The sequence below is a fragment of the Psychrobacter piscatorii genome (genome assembly GCF_001444505.1).
GTDB classification, from domain to species: domain Bacteria; phylum Pseudomonadota; class Gammaproteobacteria; order Pseudomonadales; family Moraxellaceae; genus Psychrobacter; species Psychrobacter piscatorii_B.
The window spans coordinates 1-23,059 of sequence record NZ_LNDJ01000060.1; the positions used below are offsets into that span (position 1 = coordinate 1).

Annotated in this window: 18 protein-coding genes; 8 read left to right on the forward strand and 10 right to left on the reverse strand. The window is 47.5% G+C overall.

The features are described from left to right. Positions 1 to 952 (forward strand): acyl-CoA dehydrogenase family protein (locus tag AS194_RS05525; RefSeq protein ID WP_058024474.1); only part of this gene is annotated, 952 nt, incomplete at its 5' end. A 135-nt stretch (positions 953 to 1,087) separates the two neighbouring features. On the opposite strand, the gene AS194_RS05530 is transcribed toward AS194_RS05525, so the two are convergent. Then, positions 1,088 to 1,816 carry a pantothenate kinase gene (locus AS194_RS05530; protein ID WP_058024475.1) on the reverse strand — a complete coding sequence of 243 codons (729 nt, stop codon included), beginning with the start codon at positions 1,814 to 1,816 and terminating at the stop codon, positions 1,088 to 1,090. Between the two features lie 71 nt (positions 1,817 to 1,887). Then, positions 1,888 to 2,829 (reverse strand): biotin--[acetyl-CoA-carboxylase] ligase, encoded by a 942-nt coding sequence (locus AS194_RS05535; RefSeq protein WP_058024476.1) that lies wholly within the window; start codon positions 2,827 to 2,829, stop codon positions 1,888 to 1,890. 166 nt (positions 2,830 to 2,995) lie between these two features. Between AS194_RS05535 and AS194_RS05540 the strand changes: the two genes are divergently transcribed. The 5 genes from AS194_RS05540 (at position 2,996) to ligA (ending at position 12,455) form a co-directional block, all read left to right on the forward strand. After that, positions 2,996 to 3,799, forward strand: a complete 804-nt coding sequence (locus AS194_RS05540; RefSeq protein WP_058024500.1) for a sulfite exporter TauE/SafE family protein — start codon at positions 2,996 to 2,998, stop codon at positions 3,797 to 3,799. Positions 3,800 to 3,849: 50 nt separating this feature from the next. Beyond that, complete coding sequence (locus tag AS194_RS05545) at positions 3,850 to 4,791, forward strand: hypothetical protein (RefSeq protein ID WP_058024477.1); 942 nt, start codon at positions 3,850 to 3,852, stop codon at positions 4,789 to 4,791. A gap of 66 nt (positions 4,792 to 4,857) precedes the next feature. After that, positions 4,858 to 8,802, forward strand: coding sequence for an AAA family ATPase (locus AS194_RS05550; RefSeq protein ID WP_058024478.1), 3,945 nt, complete (start codon positions 4,858 to 4,860; stop codon positions 8,800 to 8,802). Between the two features lie 214 nt (positions 8,803 to 9,016). Next, entirely contained in the window at positions 9,017 to 10,033 is a 1,017-nt protein-coding gene (locus AS194_RS05555; RefSeq protein ID WP_058024479.1) for a cell division protein ZipA C-terminal FtsZ-binding domain-containing protein, read from the forward strand. 307 nt (positions 10,034 to 10,340) lie between these two features. Then, positions 10,341 to 12,455 carry an NAD-dependent DNA ligase LigA gene (gene ligA / locus AS194_RS05560; protein WP_058024480.1) on the forward strand — a complete coding sequence of 705 codons (2,115 nt, stop codon included), beginning with the start codon at positions 10,341 to 10,343 and terminating at the stop codon, positions 12,453 to 12,455. Between the two features lie 81 nt (positions 12,456 to 12,536). Here ligA and AS194_RS05565 read toward each other — a convergent pair whose 3' ends face one another. The 8 genes from AS194_RS05565 to AS194_RS05600 form a co-directional block, all read right to left on the reverse strand. Continuing rightward, positions 12,537 to 13,472 carry a nucleoside recognition domain-containing protein gene (locus tag AS194_RS05565; RefSeq protein WP_058024481.1) on the reverse strand — a complete coding sequence of 312 codons (936 nt, stop codon included), beginning with the start codon at positions 13,470 to 13,472 and terminating at the stop codon, positions 12,537 to 12,539. A 52-nt stretch (positions 13,473 to 13,524) separates the two neighbouring features. After that, on the reverse strand, positions 13,525 to 13,989 hold the full coding sequence (locus tag AS194_RS05570) for a RidA family protein (protein ID WP_058024482.1): 465 nt from the start codon (positions 13,987 to 13,989) through the stop codon (positions 13,525 to 13,527). Between the two features lie 39 nt (positions 13,990 to 14,028). Continuing rightward, a complete protein-coding gene (locus tag AS194_RS05575; RefSeq protein ID WP_058024483.1) occupies positions 14,029 to 14,859 on the reverse strand; it encodes a PhzF family phenazine biosynthesis protein in 831 nt (276 codons plus the stop codon). Positions 14,860 to 14,905: 46 nt separating this feature from the next. After that, entirely contained in the window at positions 14,906 to 15,253 is a 348-nt protein-coding gene (locus AS194_RS05580) for a RidA family protein (RefSeq protein WP_058024484.1), read from the reverse strand. Positions 15,254 to 15,378: 125 nt separating this feature from the next. Beyond that, positions 15,379 to 16,290 carry a LysR family transcriptional regulator gene (locus AS194_RS05585; protein ID WP_058024485.1) on the reverse strand — a complete coding sequence of 304 codons (912 nt, stop codon included), beginning with the start codon at positions 16,288 to 16,290 and terminating at the stop codon, positions 15,379 to 15,381. Positions 16,291 to 16,551: 261 nt separating this feature from the next. Beyond that, positions 16,552 to 17,088, reverse strand: a complete 537-nt coding sequence (locus tag AS194_RS05590) for a hypothetical protein (protein WP_058024486.1) — start codon at positions 17,086 to 17,088, stop codon at positions 16,552 to 16,554. A 206-nt stretch (positions 17,089 to 17,294) separates the two neighbouring features. Beyond that, a complete protein-coding gene (locus AS194_RS05595; protein ID WP_058024487.1) occupies positions 17,295 to 17,705 on the reverse strand; it encodes a hypothetical protein in 411 nt (136 codons plus the stop codon). Positions 17,706 to 18,020: 315 nt separating this feature from the next. Continuing rightward, positions 18,021 to 20,504, reverse strand: a complete 2,484-nt coding sequence (locus AS194_RS05600) for a YgiQ family radical SAM protein (RefSeq protein ID WP_058024488.1) — start codon at positions 20,502 to 20,504, stop codon at positions 18,021 to 18,023. 519 nt (positions 20,505 to 21,023) lie between these two features. Here AS194_RS05600 and AS194_RS05605 point away from each other — a divergent pair. After that, on the forward strand, positions 21,024 to 22,334 hold the full coding sequence (locus AS194_RS05605) for an ammonium transporter (protein WP_058024501.1): 1,311 nt from the start codon (positions 21,024 to 21,026) through the stop codon (positions 22,332 to 22,334). 10 nt (positions 22,335 to 22,344) lie between these two features. Further along, a complete protein-coding gene (locus tag AS194_RS05610) occupies positions 22,345 to 22,977 on the forward strand; it encodes a hypothetical protein (protein ID WP_058024489.1) in 633 nt (210 codons plus the stop codon). The last annotated feature ends 82 nt before the right edge of the window (positions 22,978 to 23,059 follow it).

Below are 23,059 nucleotides of genomic sequence, written 5' to 3' on the forward strand. Positions count from 1 at the left end.
AGAGATTAGCCGAGCGTCGGCATCGGTGGCGCTTAGCTATGGTGCCCACTCCAATCTCTGTATCAACCAAATCAAACGCAATGGCTCTGAAGCGCAAAAGCAAAAGTACTTACCAAAGCTCATCAGTGGTGAATTCATTGGATCATTGGCAATGAGTGAGACCGGTGCTGGCTCAGATGTCGTCAGCATGAAGCTCAAAGCCGAAGAAAAAGACGGCAATTACATCTTGAACGGTAGCAAAATGTGGATTACCAATGGTCCTGACGCGGATGTGATGGTGGTCTATGCCAAGACCAATCCTGAGATGGGTGCCAAAGGCATGACCGCCTTTATCGTAGAAAAAGGTATGGAAGGGTTTGGTACCGCGCAAAAGCTCGACAAGCTTGGCATGCGCGGCAGCCACACGGGTGAGATGACTTTTAACAATGTCACCGTACCAAGTGAAAATATCTTGGGCGGTCTCAATGAAGGCGTTAAGGTACTCATGAGTGGCTTAGATTATGAGCGCGCCGTCTTGGCGGCAGGGCCTATTGGCATCATGCAAGCAGTGATGGACAATGTCGTCCCTTATATCCATGAGCGCAAGCAGTTTGGTCAAGCAATTGGTGAGTTTCAATTAATCCAAGGCAAAGTGGCTGACATGTATACGGTGCTACAAGCAGGACGCAGCTTCTTATATACCGTGGGTAAAAACCTCGATATGCTAGACGCGCACGGCGCAGGACACAGCCGAGAAGTGCGAAAAGACTGTGCCAGCGTGATTCTATGGTGCGCCGAAAAAGCCACATGGATGGCAGGTGAGGGCATTCAGATATTTGGCGGTAATGGGTATACCAACGAGTATCCACTCGGTCGCTACTGGCGCGATGCTAAGCTGTATGAGATTGGCGCAGGTACTAGCGAGATTCGTCGTATGCTGGTCGGTCGTGAGCTGTTTAACGAGACCAAATAAAAAAGGGTTAGGGCAGTAGCTAGCAAAGCTTTGACCTTATAAAAGAGAAAAGTATCTAATAAAAAAGCAGCACGCTTTAAACGTGCTGCTTTTTTTGTCAGTGTGACAGTATGATATTGGCTTATCTATGATGGATTATGGTTTATTACGATAATCAAAATACCGTGCCAGACCATTTAATAATAAATCATCGCGCAAGCGTACGGGGCGATTGACATGCTGCGAGATAGTGGCTGCATCGCCTCCTGTCATGATCACTTCAAAGTTTGGGTGACGACGACTAATCTCATTAACCGCACCAACGATAGAGAGCAAGATACCGCGGTGCACGGCGTCTTGGGTGGTCATGCCTTGGCTGACACTATCAAACGTGCCGTTAGAGATGGTGATTTGCTTGGTTCCAGAAAACAGAGACTCGCGTTGTAAGTAGATACTGGGGAAGATATAACCACCCAAATGCTCAGCGTGATCAATCAAGTCAATCGTCACCGCCGTACCGCAGCCGATCACGCATTGGCGTTTTTTCTTATCGACGGCGCCGAGCATCTGTAGCCAGCGATCACAGCCGAGCTGCTGGTCGTTGTACGCGCTTTTCATAAGCGCATGCGCGGCATCAACATGGACAAACTCAAATGGAATGTTCAAACGACTGAGCGTCTCTGACACTTTAGCATTTAGCGCATCGCCCAGTACGGATGAGATACCAATAAAATCGGGCGCATAACGCTCAAAGCGGTCAGTCAGACCCATGAGTAATTCAGCGGGTGCTTGCAGATGCTGCTTGGCGTCATGGGCGACTATCTGCCCGATATCGTCGGTCAGCCAGTATTTTAGGCGGGTATTGCCAAGATCAAGCCAGAGCATAAAAATCCCTTTATATAGCGCTCGTTAATGATGGTGCTCGTCAGTGTTATGATTAAGCCTAGGGCATGTCCCTAATAAATAACGTCAATACGTCCAGTAAAAAGCGTAGAAATCTTACCGTTATCTTGCTGTAATTGCAAACACCCATAAGTGTCGACACCGCAAGCGACTCCCGTCATGACTTTTTTCTCATTATTATAGTCTTGGGTAACGCGCAATCGCAGACCCGCTAGTGCGTCCATCGCAGCAAACTGCTGCAAAAATCCATCTAAATAATAGGTATGCCCCGTTGGTTTTTCGATGGTCAAATGCTCAAATCGAGTCATCGCTGCCATCAGTGCTTTGCTCATCTGCTGATACAATGTTTGTAAGTCTGGCAGGCGAGTGGCTTGTGTTGCTGGCTGCAGCACTGCATAGATATCTTGGAGGCTGATGGCCTGATAACTCATCCCCTCAGAGGTTTGCGCGGTGAGCGTTGGCGCAGCTTTTACATTCAACCCAATGCCTAGTACCACACCAACCAGCTTGCCAGATTTGGTCACGGGTTCTATCAAGATGCCAGCGAGCTTTTGAAACGGTAGTGTTTGCTGATGTGCCTCACCGCTATCCAATAACGCACGCTTAACATCTTGAGATGGATAAAACCCTAAGTCATTGGCCCATTTCACCCCAATTGGCGTCAATCCTTGTGCTTGTAATTGCTCATTCAAGGCTTGGATAACAGGCATTTTTGCCAGCTCAAAGCCAATAATCAAAGACAGTAGCCCACTGATCGGCATATGCACGGGATGATATAGCGACAGATAGACATTACCGCGTGGTGACTGCCACGAGCGCCCAAGTTGACCACGTCCCTCGCTCTGCGTCTCTGCGGTCAAGACGTGTACGGTAGCAGCATCTAGCGTGCCATCTTGCAGCGCTGCGATCAGCTCGCTGTTGGTCGAGGCGCTACTGGCAACGTGACGGTGGTTAAGCTCGGATAAAGCGGGAGAAAAATTGATGAGTGGTGGCATAAGTTTAATCGATGTGGTTAAAGGAAACTTTGATATACTAAGCGGTTACCAAAGACAGCATAAAGGTCACGTTGAGATTTGGCAAATACAGTTAAGTGCGCTAAGAAACCAGTAAGTAGGCAATAAAATTAATACTAGGCCAGTATTATAAAAGGTTTGTTCTATGATGTTATATGTGTGGTTTGTGATTGCAGGGGCGTTTGCAGGTGTCAGTGCAGGCTTGTTTGGCGTGGGCGGCGGCATGATTATCGTCCCCGCACTGGTCTGGATTTTTACCGCGTACGACTTTTCGCCAGAGGTGGTGACACACCTAGCTATTGGTACGTCTCTTGCGACCATTGTTGTGACCTCGATCAGCTCACTGACGGCTCATAATAAACGCGGCGGTGTCCGCTGGGAAGTATGGCGCAAGATGGCGCTCGGCTTGGTCATCGGGAGTCTGGTCGGCGCTGGTATCGCAGATATGATTGATGGTCAGGCGCTACAAGCCATCATTGGGGTCGGTGCGCTATTGGTTGCGCTAAAAATGCTGTTCTTTTCTAACAAAGAGCAAGTGGGCAAACCGCTGCCACCTGCTGGGGTACAGTTTGGCGCTGGTACGGGCATTGGCATGGCGTCCTCTATTTTTGGGATTGGCGGTGGTAGTTTGACCGTACCGTTTTTGAACTGGGCGGGGCTGCCGATGAAGCAATCGGTCGGGACGTCAGCGGCGTGCGGTCTGCCTATTGCTCTGGCTGGCGCGGCTGGATTTGCCTGGTTTGGTCAAGATGTGGTCAATCTGCCTGAGGGCACCATCGGATTTGTCCATGTCATAGGATTTTTGTGTATTTCGGTGGCGAGCTTTGCAATGGCAAAAGTGGGTGCCAAACTCGCTCATGTATTGCCTGCCTTGATGCTCAAGCGCGCGTTTGGCGTATTATTGATATTTGCAGGAGGGCAGTTGTTATTAAGTGGATTGGGTGTGTTGTAATCACGGCACATCTTTGTTGTAAAAAATGTAAACCATGAGACATTATTAGTATGAAAGCAGCAGAAAAATATCGCCGTGTCTTTGGCTCGGTGAGGCACTTGAAAGACCAGATATCATGGACGACTGGTCTTACCAATATGGTAGAGTTTTTGGCGTGGGAGCCCAAGCAAATTCTTGGTATCACCAAAAAGCAATATGTACGCCAAATCATTGAGTGGGCTACCCAGCCTGAGCTAGCAGGCAAAAGTGTAGAAGAGATTGAACACGCCATTATCAAAAAGCTCAACGCAAAAATGCATGACACGGAGCAATTAGAAACCTATGCATCCCAAAGAGTTGGCATCTGTCATCCTAGAGAAGCTGTGCGCCGCGTAAAATTCTTTTCTGAAGATTATCTAAATAAAGAGTTCGATATCTTTTTAAGTTTATGTAGCGACGCCTATTTAGATTTATTTTATCAGCAGTTTATTCCGTTTGAATCAAGTGGCACATGGTCGACCCATGGCAACAGCGGATTGTTTGAGGCCAGCACCGAGCTAAAAGCCATGTATATGGACAATTTGGCCTACAACCATCAGGCGAATGTGCTGGTAGCAAACGAATTGAAATTTAATGGTCGAAAAAACCCAGATCAGCTGCTCAAGTACTGCGTGATGTATGAGCATTTACTTGATAAAGGCTTTATCGATAAAGGGGCTAAGTTTTTGTTGTTGTTCATCGGTGGTAATGCGCTAGAGCACAACAAGCAGCGCTTAGCCGACCGAGAGCTGGCGCTGTGTCACAAAAGACCCAAGAAATATCAGCATCTATTAAGACCAGAGCTGTTAGATATTGTTGATCATCTGCAAGTGGCCAGTATCACGTGGTCAGCATTGATTGCGTTCAATCAGCGCTACTTAGCAGAAAACGAGGTCAGCCAAGTGGAGCAAAAACTATTACGAGGGTTTCATCAAAGCCTGAAGTCAAAATCGTTTATGCACTTAGACGTTTAATCCTAAAAACTCACGACAATTTCAGGTAGAATAGCCGCCTGTTTTCGCCATATCTATTGACTATTCATGCGTTTAAAATCTCTAAAGCTGGCAGGTTTTAAGTCCTTTGCCAACCCAACGACCTTTACCTTTCGCCATGGCATCACTGCCATCGTCGGGCCAAACGGCTGCGGCAAATCCAATGTGATTGATGCCATACGCTGGGTGCTGGGTGAGACCTCTGCCAAGCAGCTGCGCGGCGGGGCGATGAGCGATGTTATCTTTGCTGGTACGCAAGACAAAGCGGCCAAGAGTGTGGCGAGTGTTGAGCTGACCTTTGAGCATACCCAAGATGAGCAAACGGGTATTCGCCATGAGCTTAACTTGTACCAAGAGCTGTCCGTTCGCCGTCAGGTAAATAAAGACGGCCGCTCAGATTACTTTATCAATGGTACGCGCTGTCGTCGCCGCGATGTGGTCGATGTGTTCTTGGGTACAGGATTGGGTGCGCGTAGTTATGCGGTGATTGAGCAAGGTATGATTGGGCGAATTGTTGAGTCAAGTCCCGTGCAGCTGCGTGAGTTCATCGAAGAGGCGGCTGGGGTTTCGCGCTATCAGGCTCGCCGCGAAGAGACACAAAAAAAGCTTGAAAAGACAAGAGATAATTTGGCGCGTCTGCACGATATGCAAAGCGAGCTGCTCCGCCAACAAAAGGCACTGTCCAAACAGGCAGCGAGCGCGCAGCGTCACGAAGAGATCTCACTAAGCCTGGCTGATATCGAGCAGCAGCTTGCCATTCAGCAGCTCTATCAGGCCAAGCAGCAGCATCAGCAGCAAAAAATCATACATGAGCGCAGTACGGCTGAAGTGTCAACATTGCAAGCGGATTATGACACGCTAAAGGCACAACAAGACAAGCTCACCGCTCGTATTAACCAAGAGCAATGGCTCAAAGATGATGCCCAAAGCGCGCATTACGAGCAGCAGCTGGGCTACCAAAACGCTGAGCATCAACTGAGTGATGCCACTGCACAGCTGGCAGCCATTGAGCAGCAACTGTCTCACTTGGCGCAGCAGCGCCAGCAATCACTCGCTGATATTGAGCGGCTTAACACTGAACAAGCTGAGCAGCAGCAAGCATTAGAGAGGTTACGCCCACAGCTCGCTGAGCTGAGCGACAAGCGTGATAACCACAAGCGTCATGAGCAGCCATTGCAGCGCGCATGGCATGACGCACAAAACCAGCTGTCGCGTCTGCAAGACAAGGCACGTACGCTTGAGCAGCAGCAGGCGATTAATACTCAAGCACAAAAGCGTCACCAGCAAAGCGATGATAAGTGGCAACGCCGCGAGCAAAATTGGCAAAACCTCTGGCAGCAATTGCAGCAGTCTATAGCGCCATCTGACAATACTAATGCTGTTAGTGCCAGTACTGATGCAAGTCAGGCAGCGGATAAGCACGACCTAAGTCAAGCGCTAGCACAGCAAGTCACTGAACTGAGCACAACGCTACAGCAGATTGAGCGTCAATACGACGGTGTGGACGAACGTCTGTCTGAGATACAGCCGCAAGCGCATCATTTGCAGCAGCGACTGAACACGCAGCAACGCGAGCTGAGCGATGATGAAAAACGTCATGCACTACTCGCAGGTGAATACGACACTTTGCATCAGATATTGCATCCAAAACCTATATCAAACTCTCAAAACAAAGCAGCTTCAACAAATAACACCGATAGTGGCGCTGTAAATACACAGCAATTGGCTATTACGACACTGCGTGAACAGATTGAACTGAGCGCGAAGGGGCAAGCGCACGCACAGCTGCTCGATAGTGTTTTAGCGTTATGGCTAGATAGCCATGTATTAATTGCAAGCCACACCAATTCAGCACGTGCTGATCATGTGAATGATGCGGATCAAAAAGCCAATAGTTTGAGTTTGTGGCAAGCACTTGAAGATGATGTTACTGATTTGCTGACTTATCAAACCATACAAAACACCTCAGCCAGTACAAAAGAAAAAACACTAGCAACGGGTCATAGCCTATGGTTGGCTGCGAAGCAAAATAAAACCAGAGACAGTGCCTTTATCAGCGACTTACCAGAGAGCTTAACTGATAAAGTGTTGCCATTATCACAGCTGATTGCGCAGCCTGCGCTTGCGCTATGGCAGCAGTGTTATCTATACACAGCGCAGTTTGAGTCTGCTAGTGAGCATAATATTAACGTGTTTGCCGATGTCTTAAAGTCATTACCGTCATCAGCGCTTCTGCTGACTGCTGATGGTTGGATCATCAGTCGTCAAGGCACGCTTAATTTGAGTAAGCTCGCTGGCGCGCAAGACGATCAAAGCGAGGGCAGCAGTCAGTTTCTCACCCAGCGTTTGGCGCAGCGCACGCGTTTGCAAACGCTAGAGGACCTGCTCGGTGAGCTAGAGTTGAGCATCGACAATCAGCAAAAATCCCTCGCAAAACACCAGCGTGACTATGACGCATTGATGGTCAGTCTAGAAGAAACGCGCGCACAAGCTGAGCAATTAACCCGTGACAAGCATCGCTACCAGCAGCAACTAACCACGCAGCAGGCAAAGACAGAGCGCTTGCAAGCAGACAGCCAACGCCTAAATGCTGACAAAGCGGCGCTTGAGCAAGAAAAGCAAGAGCTTGCGCATGAGGCGCAGACGCTTATTCGTGAGCAGCAGGATATCGAACGCGAGATCGCCACACTTACGCCGCAAATAGCAGAGGCACGAGCGACCAATCAGCAATTACAAGCGGAGCGCAGCGAGTTACACCGCGCACGTCAAGCCGATGATGAGGCTTGGCAAGCGTTGCAGCTGCGTATTCAGCAACATGAGATGCGCTTAGAGCATTGTGTAAGCAGTCTGGCGCGTGCAACCGAGCAATATGACAAGTCATTAGAGAGTGAGCAGAGTCTACAGGCGCGCCATGATAAGCAGCAGAGCACATTACCAACGTTGCAAGCCGCATTGCATAGCGCACAGACAACGCGCGATGAGCAGCAAGCGTTATTGAGTGAGCGTGATAGCGCGCTCACAGCACTAAAGCAAGCGTATGCTGAGCAGCAGACGGCATTTGATACGTTGCAAAATACCTTGCAGAAGCAGCAAAGCGAACTTGCGCAGCATGCAACTGAGTTAGCACTGAGTGCCGCGCGTTTGGAGGATGCAAGTAGACATACCCAAAGCGCGCTAGAGGCTTATACTCAAGTGAGTGAGAAGTACAAAACGCAAGCAGAACAGCCTCAACAAACCATGAGTGTCTCAAACTTACTGGCAGACTTTATCGCTCATGATCGCCGTGTCCGCCCAGACAAAATCGCTGAGCTTGCGTCCGAGCGCGCCAAGCTTGCGCAGCAGCTGAGTAAAATTGGTGCCGTCAATCTGGCAGCCGTCGCGGAGTTGGCCGAAGTCAATGAGCGCTTGGAGCCACTTGCGCAGCAGACCACCGATATCGCCGCCAGTATGCAGACATTGACTGAAGCGATTGCTTCGATCGATGAGACGACCAAGACGCTATTTATGCAGACGCTCGATGCGGTCAATAATGAGCTGGCCAATTTGTTTGCCAAAGTCTTTGGCGGTGGGCAAGCCAGTCTGACGTTGAACACAGAAGAGATGCCAGCCAACACGCCAAAGTCAGAACAATGGCGAGCAGGGCTTACCTTGATGGCGCAGCCAAAAGGCAAGCGCAACAGTCGCTTAGCCGTACTCTCGGGCGGTGAAAAAACGCTGACCGCATTGAGTTTGATTTTTGCGATATTTAAGCAGCATCCTGCACCGTTCTGCGTGCTTGATGAGGTCGATGCGCCGCTCGATGATGCCAATGTTGCGCGTTTTACCAGCTTGATTCATGAGTTGGCAGATGACTTGCAGTTTATCTTTATCAGTCATAATAAACTGACGATGCAGATTGCCGATGAGCTAAAGGGTATCACCATGCCGAGCGCTGGTATTTCTACCCTAGTCAGCGTGTCGCTCGATGAAGCCGCGCGTTATGTAGAGAGCTAAGAGACAATAGCAGATACCAAAAGCGCTATGAGAATCAAAGCGATGCAAATATAATCAATCCATTGGCATAAATACAAATATGCTTGACCTCAGTCCAGCATACTGGTTATAAAGTACACAATGTGGTGACGACATGGGTCAGCCATGCTAGAATATTGCCATTTATGCTCGTTTGTGTATTCCCTTTTGTTATATATACTAGGATGTATTTATCATGACCGCTATTCAGTTTGTATTGATTGCCATTGCCGCGTTTATCGTGCTCGCAGGGCTGTTTATGGTCATTCGCAGTTTTAAGCGCCGTAATGGTGCTGAAGCTGCTGCGGTCAATTATGATAAAAACGGTATTCCCATCATACCGCGTCATGAGCGCAATATCGTTGATCAGCCAGACTTTGATGATACGGTTGCTGGCGAGACGAGCATTGGCCCTGACCGCACTTATCTGAATGCTGTCGTTGAAGAAGAGCCATTGACGCAGACTCATACTAACGTCGATGCCCAGCTGACTGCTGAGCGTGACACTATGGCGGATGAAGATCATGACGTCGTCGACAATGAGGACTATGCGCGCTGGCAAGAAGAGCAACGTCGCGCTGATAATGCTGAGTTTGCAGAAGCGGCTGAGCAGATGCATATCGAGCAAGAGCCTGATGCATTCTCTAGCCTCATGTCGGCAACAGATAGCTTGATGCCATCGATTGACACGGCAGAAGAGCCAAGCTTCGACAACAACAGCCCGATACTGGATCAGCATTTATCAGAGTCAGGCGATGATGCGCAAAATGGCCCCTTGATCAATGCCAAAGACAACATCAATATCACCATCTTGCCGCACCAATATCGCGATCGTCCAACGGCGATTATCCGTGGTCGTGACCTGCTAGCATTGATTGACAAGTATGGTCTACGCTATGGTGCGATGAATATGTTCCATCGCTATGAGCAAAAAGACGGCACGGGTATGCTGTGGTTTAGCATGATGGGTATCACCGATAGTGGTATCGCGCCATTTGATCCGCATAGTGTCGCGACCAACACGTATGACGGCATCGTTATGTTTTTATCATTGCCACATCCACAAGCCGTGCGCAGCTTCGATAGCATGATGAGCATTGCTTATATGATGGCAAGCGATCTTGACGCGATCATGCTCGATGAAGAGAACCAACCAATCACGCCTGAATACAAGCAGCAGCTACGTAACCAAGTTCGTGACTATGAAAGCTAAAAGCTTAAAGACTTGAAAGCTCAAAGACTTAAAAACTAAGAAAGTTAACAGCTGATGAGTATAAAAAATCATAGAAAGCGCAAATAGCGATTCACGTTATTTGCCTTTTTTAATGGGCTATAGTTTCTGCAAAAATTTAGAGCCGACCCAAGATAATTTAGATACGAGGAAGGTGAGTGAAAGTACTACACATAGTAGACTGAGCGAGCCTGACACAGTAGCTGATTTATATGGGATTGGCTATATCCGAGCCTCCTGTAAACTTGTTATCATATCGGCATCTTGAATGACAAAAAAGACCCCGACTATGACTGACGCTACCTCACCAAATAATTCTAAAAACCTATCTGCTCAAGCACAAACCGCAACATCCAATATAGCCAGTTCGGCCAATGACGGCACAAATAAGAATACAGAAATTGTCTCGCAAATGCGCACGCTTATCGAGTCTATCAAACAGCACAACTACGCCTACTATGTGCTTGATAATCCAATCTTAGAAGACAGCGAATACGATCAATTGCGCCGCTCGTTGCTTGAGATTGAAGAAGAATATCCGGACTTGGTGCAGCCAGACAGTCCGATCAATCAAGTCGGCGATATGCCGCTCTCAGCCTTTACCCAAGTCACGCATGATATCCCGATGTTATCACTGGGTAATGTCTTTGAATACGATGACTTGCGTGACTTTATGCGCCGTGTCAATGATCGCCTGAGCGACTCGCAGCAAAATCCTGAGTATGAGATGGAGCTAAAGCTTGATGGTCTGGCGGTCTCACTAAAATATGAGCATGGTAAGTTCGTGCAAGCGGTCACGCGCGGTGATGGGCAGACGGGTGAGGACATCACCCAAAATGCCAAAACCATTCGTAATCTGCCACTATGGATCGCCGATGCGGCTGATATCGAGCTGCTAGAAGTGCGCGGTGAAGTGTTAATGCCAAAAGCAGGGTTTGAGCGTCTGAATCGACTTAGCGAGGCGAGCGAAGGCAAAACCTTTGCCAATCCACGCAATGCCGCTGCTGGTAGCTTACGTCAGCTTGATCCCGCCATAGCCGCCAGTCGTCCACTCGCATTCTATGGCTATTCGGTCAATCAAGGACTGCCTGAGAGTATAGAAACCCAATCAGGGGCGCTGGCATGGCTCACCGAGCTTGGCTTTACCGTCAGCGCTGTAGAAGTGGTCGCCAATCCACGCGCCGCCCAGACGTACTATGAATCCGTGATAGAGGGTCGTGCCGATTTGCCATTTGAAATCGATGGCATAGTGATTAAGGTCAACAGCCTTGCGTTACAGCAGCAGCTTGGGTTTTTATCTCGTGAACCGCGCTGGGCGACGGCCTATAAATTCCCTGCCGAGACTGTGATGACGCGTCTCAACGATATCGAATGGCAAGTTGGCCGTACAGGGCAAATCACGCCAGTGGGCAAGCTCGAACCCGTCAAAGTCGGCGGCGTCACCGTCAGCAATGTCACCTTACATAACTTTGGTGAGATTCAACGCTTGGATGTGCGCGCAGGCGATATGGTTAGCGTGCACCGTGCAGGTGATGTCATCCCCAAAGTCACCCGCGTTTGGGCAGACCAGCGCCCCGCAGACAGCGAGCCTGTCACCCTACCTTCGACTTGTCCTGTCTGTCGTTCGCCCGTCATCTTGCCCGAGGGCGAAGCCTTAGCCCGCTGCACAGGTGGACTGTATTGCCCCGCGCAGCAGCAAGAGGCGCTGATTCACTTCGTCTCGCGCCGCGCCATGGATATCGATGGGCTTGGTGCGAGTTGGCTGATTAGCTTTTTTGAGCATGGTCTGGTTAAAACTGTCGCTGATATCTATGACTTACATAACCATACCGACGAGCTGATCACTTTTGAAAAGCTGGGCGAAAAGTCGGTCAACAACATCCTTGCCGCCATTGAAGCGAGCAAACACACCACCCTTGCGCGCTTTATCTACGCGCTCGGCATTCGCGGTGTGGGCGAGAGCACCGCGCAAAACCTCGCACAGCAGTTTGGTGATCTTGACGCCTTAATGACTGCCGACATTGAGACCTTGATAAAAACGCCAGATGTTGGTGAAATCACCGCTGAGCTGACCTATAAATTCTTCCGTGCGCCGCACAATATTGAAGTCATCACGGCGCTACGTGAAGCTGGCGTGCACTGGGATAAGGTCGAGCAGGTCGCATCCGAAGGGCTACCACTCGATGGGCAAACGTGGGTCATCACGGGTGCGCTCGATAGCATGGCGCGTGATGAAGCCAAGGCCAAACTACAAGCGCTGGGTGCAAAAGTCTCAGGCAGTATCTCGGCAAAAACCACCGCGCTACTGGCAGGGGAGAAGGCTGGCTCCAAACTGACCAAAGCTGAAAAACTTGGCGTCAAAATTGTGGGTGAGGATGAGTTTTTGGCGATGGTTGGTCTTTAATTTTTACGATAATGTCGATGTTAAATGGTATTTTTCTCAGTCTTTAATGTTGTGGAGAAAGTAAGGGAAATACCATTTGAGCTAACTAAAAACAGCAAAGTGCAGTAAAGTTCGCACTAAAATTCCTATCAATATTCCTGGAACGGCATACTTTATCAATCGTATAAACCGATGGTTTAAGCTTAAAAATATGCCTATTCCTGGTAAGTCGAACGTATTTACCAAAAACTCTGCAAAAGTATTAACTTGGGTCGCTGACATTTCTTTTTGTTGAACCAAGTCAATTGCAACGCTTAAATAGGCTGTTCCTCCACCTACGTATTTAGCCAATGTGGGCATAATAAATGTTGAAGATGTATTTGTAGCAGATAATAGGGGAGACAGCGCTTGTTCTAACATCACAATTGCCCCAGCCTCTCTTAAAATACCTACTATCGTAATAGATAAAGTTAACATTGGAATAGCACCAACGGCTAAGCGTATGGCTTCGATACCCGCATCATTGATTACTTTCATAAAGTTACTATCAGAAGGGTCTTTATCAAATAATTGTTCTGACGTATCAGGATGCTCATCGGATAGCATACGCCCTGACAGATACCAAGTTGCTGATGAAGCGCATAAGCCACCGATGATAGAAAAGACGATTGCTGCTGTCCAGTTTAGACCCAGAGGAATCATCGGATATAGAATATTACCTTGCGCCATAGCCAATAACATCGCTAAGGTTGCTGCTAAGTGCCGATCAGAGACGCCTCTACTTTGCATAATCGTGAGGGTAGCGAGTGGTGCAGCAAAGCTAATAAAATTCATTTGAATTAGGGCAAAGGTACTTATTCCTGTTAGACCAAAAGGCTTTAAAAGTGGACTGAGCGCTTTGACGATAATGTCCATGAGACCGTTTTGCTCAATGACTTTCATGATACATAGCATCACAATCATGATAGGAAGCAGTGTATAAAGTGCAATATCAACGGAGGAGCGCCCTGAAGCTAAAATGATTTCTATGAGCGACATGTAAAACTCCTGAGATACCTCTTATTGAGACAGATGTATAAATGAAATAGCGTTATTTGATTAATAAAATGGCATCTACTTGAAGAATCATGCCAAAAGGTAGAGCATTTGCACCCATAACTGAGCGAGTGTGATGACCTTTTGTGCCTAAAACTTCAACCAGTAAGTCAGAGCAACCATCGACAACCTTTGCGTGGTCAACAAAGCTATCGCAAGCATTCACGACACCAGACAGCTTTATAACTGAGTCAATACGTGATAAATCCCCTAAGGTATCTTTTGCAATGGACAGTATTTGCAGTGCCACATTACGCCCCGCGCTATAGCCCACCGAGACCGTAATATCACTACCCAAACGTCCTGTTAAAAACTGACCCTCCTCATTTCTTGGTCCTTGTCCAGACAGATAAAGTACGTTCTCAACTAGGTAAGCAGGCTGATATTGACCTGCTGGCCTGGGAGGAGGAGGTAAGATGATATTGAGGGAATCAAGCTTTTCTTCTGGTGATACTGTCATATGTTAACTCTCAGTCATTAGGAGATTTCAATGAATCGACTATACGATAGGTCGTACATTACCTGATACTTTGATACCAGCGCCCAGGCGAGGTGATATCTCAGCAGTTAGACATGAGGGCATACCCATATCTTCCCCTTGGTAAATTACAATAGAGCCTGAATGTGGCCAGTTGATATCTCTAAGATACCCAGCCAATGCCGCCGCCGCTGACCCAGTTGCTGGATCTTCGAATACACCGCCTACTGGGAATGGGTTGCGTGAGTAAAAAATTTGAGCTTGCTCAGCGTAAATAAGATTGAAGGTCACCAAACTTTCTTGAACCGATAAGTGATGTCCATTTTCTTGGTGATACTGCATTGCTTGTAAAGTTCGTCTGTCATTAACTGCCAGTATCAAATGATCACCACCCGCATGAGCAATCGCAGGTGGAATTCTTGGATCCAAATCGGCCTCAGTAAGTCCAAACAAACTGAGAGCTTCAGTCAACAATTGGGTACTTATGGGACGACTATGCGTAGGCGGTGACACAAAGGCTGCCCCCCAGTTTTGGTCAGAGCAATAACCTTCAACACTGATCTGTGCATGATTTAGAGTTAGGTGGAAAACCCCCTGTCCAAAGTGTTTAGCAAGAGTGGCACCAAGCGCAATGGTTGCATGACCACAAAAATCCACTTCTACTTTTGGTGAAAAATATCGAACGCGCCAACCATTATCATGTGGCGCTGCAAACACAGTTTCAGAATAGCCAATCTCTGCGGCTAGGGATTGCATTGTGATGGCGTCTGGCATTAACTCACAAAGAACAACGCCAGCAGGGTTGCCCCCTTCTAGACCTTTTGGAAATGCAGCGATACGCTGAATATTCATAATATTTTTCTCCTTAATTCCGAGGTTACAAAAATATTTTAAAATATCAGCGGGTAAGCGCTTCAAACGAAGCCACTAAGTCTATTTCAACCAAGGCTTCTTTAAGCGCAAGCTCTGAGACCACTGTCGAACGGGTTGGTAAATGATCACCAAATGCGCGTGCAAAAGCGCCATCAAATTTTTGAAAGTTGTTTCTTTCAGTAATCCATACTCCAGTTTTTACGACACTTTCTGGACTTAGACCATATTCAGCCAAAACTTTAAATTGGTGGGCAAGAATTAAAGCGGTTTGCGCTTCGATATCACCGTGAATTTCACCGTTTTCATCGAAAGCAAGTTGACCCGATAAGAACAGCAATGAGCCTGTTTTGATGGCGGGGGAAAGGTGTGGCATATCAATATCTCCTAGATTTATTTTCAGGAGATGATTGTGTCAATATGCATAATAAGAAGCAATAGACCAATTATGCATAATACTCATGCATAATTTGCACTAATATGATGTGAAAGTAATACTGACTACGCCCACGGTACAGATTGGAATAACTGCGAGACCCAAGTAGCAAACGCTTCTGTGCGTGCTGGTACATACTGGCGTGACGCCTTAACGAAGTAAATACCACCGTCACCATCGAAATGCCACTGTGGCATCAGTTGCACTAAAGTTCCTGCCTTAATATCCCGCGCAACAAGCCATTCTCCTGCACCAAGTATACCGATATTGCCTCGTGCTGCTTCTAGCATAGCGATACTGTCATTACTCAATAATGTACCATTAGTGCGAATCATAGTGAGCTGCTTGCCGTCGGATAGACGCCATATTGGGTAAGAATGGAGCGTGGGATTACCAATACAGTTGTGCTCGAGGAGCTGTTCAGGTTGTAGAGGGGTTCCATGATTTTGAAGATAAGCTGGAGAGGCAACGAGAATTCGTTTATGGCTTATCAGTTTACGGGCAATGAGTCTACTATCGGTCAGGTGTCCAATTCGAATCGCAGCATCAAATCCACCTTCAACCAAATCAACATAATCATCGCTATAGCTAATATCCAGCTCTAGTTTTGGATACTTTGCCATGAATTTAGGGATTTCAGGTGCCAACCACAAACGCCCCATCGTGGCGGGAAAAGCCAGTTTTAATCTGCCTTTTAGAACATGAGTATGTTCGACAGCTTCTTCTTGCGCCTCCTGTATCATGTCGGTTGCCAGTCTGTACTTCTCAGCAAGACGTCTGCCTGTATCTGTGAGTTGCACTTGACGGGTAGTTCGTTCAACCAGACGCACACCCAGACGGGTTTCTAGCGAAGCAATACGTTTGGAAATAATAGTAGGATGTCTGCCAATAGCTTTTCCAGCCGCAGCGAAGGTTTTATTAGAGGCAATCGCTAATAAGGCAGTTATTTCGTCAATATGTTGACTATTTATGTTCATAATATAAGGAGTGTTTTTCACTTCAATAAGTATAATTTGTTTGTAAAAGCTTCTTGATATTTAAATCATTCAAATATCTAAAAAAATTGTTGATTACTTTGAATAAGTCATCGCTAGTCCTTATAACTTAGTCAGTCTAAGTCAATAAGCTGTTGATTTTGCAAGAAGTCTATTAATAAAGCTTGAAAGTACCCATTGCATAATATGGGTAAGATTTTTGATTTACTCTTTTAGATAAAGCAGCGCACACCCTATAAATTTCTACTCCACCATCTCACCATGCGCCTTTGCGTCGCCTTTTTTGCCATCTGGTTTAATCAAAATAGGTAATACCAATCCTTTGGCAAAGTCGTCTGATAATACATAATCGTAGGTACTGGCAGCGACGTCAGGTGTGGTATGAATGACTAGCTTCATCTCGTTGCCATCGGTCAGCTCATGTGAGACATAGGTTTCGCTCAGCTGATCCAAGGCTTTGGATAGGGCTTCGTTACTTGCCATACTGATAGTGAGGTTGTGTTGAGCCGTGGCAAGATCTACATCGAAGTACTCTGCATAGTCACGGACGTTTTGACTATCGATTGCAAATGGATACTTATAGTTGGTGGGGTCGGCAGGCTTGGTACCACTAGCGACTAATGACCAATCTATCTGATCGGCTGCGGGTGTTGACGAGTCTGATGTGGTTGCCGCTGTTTCGGCGGCTGGATCAGGGGTTTTGACGCTATCGTCGCAGCCTGTCAGCGCCCACATACTCGCAGCTGCCATTATCATCATCGTTATCAGACGCGTCGCCATCGGGTTATCCTTTTTACTATTGATCATCATTAATTGGTGCTCAGGCTATTTTGACAGGTTTCGGTGTGCTTCTCTAGCAAAACAAACCAGCACTGGTGATATCCATAATCATCAGAAAGAAGATGTGTATAAAGAACACGTATAAAAAACAGCCGCTCAAGGGCGACTGTTTTATTTTTGATAGAGCGCTGCTTATCTTTGAGTAATTAGAGTTGGCAGTTTACTTTATATTCTTGACCGCTTGCCCATTTGATGGCAAAGATACCTTTGTCACCTTTCATATGCCATGCATAGACCGCTTTTGGATTTGAGTCGTTGACATAGCTTGCGACATCACCTTTTACATAACCGTTTAAGACAATCTTTTGCTCTGTCCATTTTACTTTGGGTAAGGTGGCATTGAGCATGACTTGTTTTTTGTTAATAGACTGCTTTGCCATGATGGTGCTGCCATCGGTACAGGTATAAGGGGCGGCTGCCATGCGATCATAAGCGGCAGTGACTTTTTCTGGCGCTGAGGTATCAGTCTCATCTGGCATGGTAGGCGCGGTCGTGGCACAGGCACTTAGCAGAGCAAAGGCAGGTAGGGCGGTTGCAATTTTAGTGATGGTTTTCATCATTCTCTCCAAAGTATTACTGGTGTCATTTACTTGTTCTTAATAATGCGTTTAGCTTATAAGAGGTTATAGTAGCGAAAACGAAGTATTGCCGTGTTAGAAATTGTTCATTACCTATTAGCTTCGTTACCCAATCACTGACAAATGTAACTTACCATCGCCAGCCTATTGAAAGATAAACGATCGTCATTTGACTATTTATTCACTAATGAGTGAGACATAAAAAGCCCCTATCAACTGAGCGCTGATAGGGGCTTTTTATGTATTTAACACGACCGACGTTTAGATCATATTTTAATGCTATTTCTTATCAAGCTATTTGGTTTTGCGCGGTGGCAGACCCGTATGCTGAGTTTGGAAGTTGCCTTTGCTGACTTTTTTCTTGGTATTTTTGCCGACCGTATTTTTGCTTGTGCCAGCACGGTTTGCAGCGTTGTTGTTTGACGAGTTGTTGCTACGCTTCACTGAGTCATTACCTAGGCGACTGTTCTTTTTGCGTGCTGACTGATAGCTGTCTTGCGCCGCATCACGCCCCTCTAAGTGCGCGTTAAATGGCGGAATCAAGCAACCACGGTTTTTGCCAATCAGATCACTACGGCCCATGTCTTGTAGCGCTTTACGTAGTAGTGCCCAGTTTTTTGGATCATGATAACGGAGGAACGCTTTATGCAGTTTGCGCTGCTTGCCAGATTTGACGATATCCATGTCACCTTCACTACGGCTGATCTTATGTAGTGGGTCTTTATGCGTGTGATACATGGTGGTCGCAGTCGCCATCGGGCTTGGATAAAACGCCTGTACTTGGTCAGCGCGGTAGCCATGACTTTTTAGCCACAGCGCAAGGTTCATCATGTCTTCATCACGGGTACCCGGGTGGGCGGCGATGAAGTAAGGAATCAGATACTGCTCTTTACCAGCCTCGGCGCTGTACTGCTCAAACATCGCTTTGAATTGATCATAACTGCCCATGCCCGGCTTCATCATCTTCGATAGCACGCCTTCTTCAGAATGCTCTGGGGCAATCTTGAGATAACCGCCGACATGATGGCTGACCAATTCTTTGACATATTCAGGATCTTTTACCGCCAAATCATAACGCAGACCAGACGCGATAAGGATTTTTTTCACGCCTTTGATATCACGGGCTTTGCGATACAGTTTGGTCAAATTACTGTGATCGGTCAGCAGGTTTTCGCAGACATCAGGATAGACACAAGACGGTTTACGGCAGTTTTTCTCAATCGTCTCGTCTTTACAGCTCAGACGATACATATTGGCCGTTGGCCCACCAAGATCAGAGATCACGCCAGTGTAGTTGGGTGCGGTATCACGAATGGCCTCAACTTCACGCAAGATTGAGTCTTCTGAACGGTTTTGGATAATGCGCCCTTCGTGCTCAGTGATCGAGCAGAACGTACAACCGCCAAAACAGCCACGCATGATATTGACCGAAAACTTGATCATGTCATAAGCAGGGATACGCGCATCGCCATAGCTTGGGTGCGGCAAACGGGCATAGGGCAGGTCAAACACATAATCCATCTCTTCAGTCGAGAGTGGAATCGGTGGTGGGTTCAGCCAGACATCGATAGAGGTATGCGAGTTACCTGCACCGCTGCTATGACGCTGCACCAGCGCGCGGGCGTTACCCGGATTGGTCTCTAAATGTAAGATACGGTTGGCATGAGCATAAAGCACAGGGTCAGATTTGACATGCTCATAGTCAGGCAGACGAATCACCGTTTGCTCACGTGGGGGCATTTTGATTTTATGCTTACGGGCAGTCTTTGGCTTATTAAACGCATTGTCAAAGCCGCGCATCTGTACCACTTGGGTATCAGTATCCACTTGGTCGGCGTTGATGACTTTGTCAGTGACGGGCTCAGCGACAAAACCCTGATACTGTGACGACATTGATGACATGGACGACGGCATGGCTTGCCCGACAGGCGAGTCAGATGGCTTGTTTTGCTCAATTGAGCAGCTATCAACGTCTTCGGTCATGACATACGGGTTGATGATCGGATCGACACGGCCAACGGTATCGACATCGTTACTGGCGACCTCAGTCATATCCGCTTGCCAATGACGACGCGTTGGGGTTAACAAATACGCTGTACCGCGTAGCTTACTCATTTGCTCAAAGCTATAGCCTTTCGACAGACCATGTACGACATCGACGATGGCGCGCTCAGCATTACCATACAATAAGACATCCGCACGCGCATCGAGCAAAATACTACGGCGCACTTTGTCTGACCAATAGTCATAATGCGCGATACGGCGTAAGCTGCCCTCAATACCGCCTAAAATAATAGGCACATCAGGATAGGCTTCACGGCAGCGCTGACTATAGACGATAGCCGCGCGGTCAGGGCGCTTATTAGCGACGTTCCCAGGAGAGTAGGCATCATCACTACGGATTTTACGATCGGCGGTATAGCGGTTGATCATACTATCCATATTGCCAGCGGTCACGCCGTACGCATAGACCGGCTTACCAAGCTCCATAAAGGCATCTTTGCTCTTCCAATCTGGCTGCGCGATGATACCGACGCGAAAGCCCTGTGACTCAAGCAAGCGACCGATAATCGCCATACCAAAGCTTGGGTGATCGACATACGCATCGCCCGATACGATGATAACATCGCAAGCATCCCAGCCCAGATCGTCCATCTCTTTGCGGCTCATCGGTAGATAAGGCGCCGGCTCGTAGCAGCTCGCCCAGTGTTTGTCATAATCATAAAGTGGCTTGGTGCCTTGTTTAAAGGCAGTGCGGGCGATGGTATCGGCAGACATGGGCGGACCTGTTAATTAGAAAATGGCACTAAAAATACAACCTTTATTCATTATTGATGATAAAGGCTGATTTAAAAGCGCTCATTTTAACATGAATCACCTTCACTATGCGACCTATTCTATGAGTGGTGATTGCCGATAAGTTATTGATAGCGCGAGATAAACTGCTTATGCAAAGTGAGCGACTAGCCCAGCCAAATAATGGCAAAAATGATTTCAGCAGAACCGTCACATTGTCGCAAACATGGTTGTTAAAGTGCAGTTATCAAAGTATGGGTTCGGTCAGTACTAATCATTTGTTTTCTCATGTTTGTTAGCCGTTCTGATTTTCATCCATAGCTTTTGGCATAGCTTTTGCTCCAACCCCGTTAGGGCTTATTTGTGTGCATTCATGAGTGAAAATGGTGCACCGATAAAAATTGAACGGATAGATAAGTGTTTGGAGATAAAATGAGAACATCATCTGTTGGGCTGGATGCGATAAAAGGGCTACTAAGAACATTACTGCACAAGATACTTATGCTGGGGACGCTATTGTTTGGCACGATCGCCAGTGCACAAGCGGCCGCGGCTGACACATTGACGGTGGCGCAGCTACTCGAATATCAAAACATCGCTTGGATTATCTGGGGCGGGGTTTTGGTGTTCTTTATGCAGGCAGGTTTTGCGCTACTAGAGAGCGGCTCCGTGCGTGCCAAGAACGCGGTAAACGTGATGATGAAAAACTACACCGACATGTGTATCGGTGGTCTGGCGTTTTATTTGGTAGGTTTTGGGCTAATGATGGGTACTAATCATTCGGGGTTTGTCGGTACCGATCATTTTATGCCAGTCAATCTGTCCAATATGGACTGGGCACTGATGTTCTTTCAGATGATGTTTGCGGCGACAGCGGTGACGATTGCGAGTGGTGCCATGGCAGAGCGTGTCTCGTTTATCGGCTATGCAGTCGCCGCCTGTTTGATCTGTTTGTTTATCTATCCTGTGTTTGCCAGTTGGGTGTGGGGTGGGTATTTCGGCGGAACAGGGTGGCTAGCTGAGCTTGGTTTTATTGATTTTGCTGGGTCGACAGTGGTGCATTCTATCGGGGGTTGGTTGGCGCTGGCAGGTATTTTGGTCATTGGGCCAAGATTGGGCCGCTTTGCCCCTGATGGTACGCCAAGACTCATCGCAGGTCACAACATGACGCTATTGGCGCTTGGCGGGTTTATCTTATGGTTTGGTTGGTTCGGCTTCAATGCTGGATCGACATTATCTATCACTGGAAATATTGGCTTGATTGCCGTCAATACTTTTATCGCTGCGGTCAGTGCGGTGGTGAGCTACATGCTGATTGCTCGGACAATGAGCAAAGCCATTTTGCTCAGTGATAGTGTCAATGCCAGTTTGATTGGTTTGGTGTCTATCACGGCAGGCTGTGCCACGACGACGCCTGTTTTCGCCGTTGTCATCGGTGCCATCGCCTCTGTGGTCTATATTTTATCCACGCAAGCATTATTGAAGCTCAAAATAGATGATGTGGTATCAGCAGTGGCAGTGCATGGATTCGGCGGTGCATGGGGCACACTCGCGGCTGGATTGTTTTATACAGAGGATTTATTCAACCTATCACGAATTGGCGTACAGGCTCTAGGCGTGGGAGTAGCACTGGCATGGGGGCTAGGGCTTGGTCTTGTGATGTATAAGCTGATTGATATGAGCTTTGGGTTAAAGGCCAGCCGCTTACATGAGCAGCGTGGCCTTGATTATACCGAGCATGCCGAGCTCGGCTATCCTGAATTTCAAAAGCAGATGTTCGATGCGAAAAGCCTAACAGAGCGGCATTTATAGGAGAGAGCTGATGAATATTGATACTCAATCCGTCGACCAAACCGTGTCCGCGATGGCAGAGGTGCTGTCAGAGTATTTACATCCTGAAGAGGTGCGCCTGCTCAAGAGGCAATGGCAACAGTACTCGACTGTCTCTGTCAAAATGATGCAGCAATGTGTGCTGGATGCGACCAGACGCTATCCTGAACTACAAGATCACAAATCTGAAATTCGTAAAGGCTTTTGGGATACGCTACAAGCGGACAATCAGCAGACAGTGGAGTCTGACAGTCACAATGGCCATAACGAGACAATCAATGCACCCGTACCTATCTCTGAGCCCGTTCTCGCATTTTATACCGTGATAGAAGCGCTGCGCAGTCAGCTAACGGCAGCAGACAGTCGCCGCTTTTTTCATAGTATGCACCAAACTGTTTCGCAAGAACGCACCTTCAAAGGGCATCACATCAATATCAATCAGTTTTTGGAAGGTAATCGTCCACCTGTACCGGACAATGAGTACCTGTTAAACAATCTGATGCAACTTGCCTACGTGTGCTTGTGCGATATTACTGGTCCTGTAGAGGCAGATGAGATACTGTTTCAAGCAGCACAAACGGCCAAGCAAAGTTATCCAAAAGCCGTCGTCGAAAAATTATTTTAACCTATCAAGTGAGCACGTTACGAGCAAGTACGGATATCGCCTCGTAACGTACCTTATGGTTTCAGGTGAGTCAGTGCGCTGT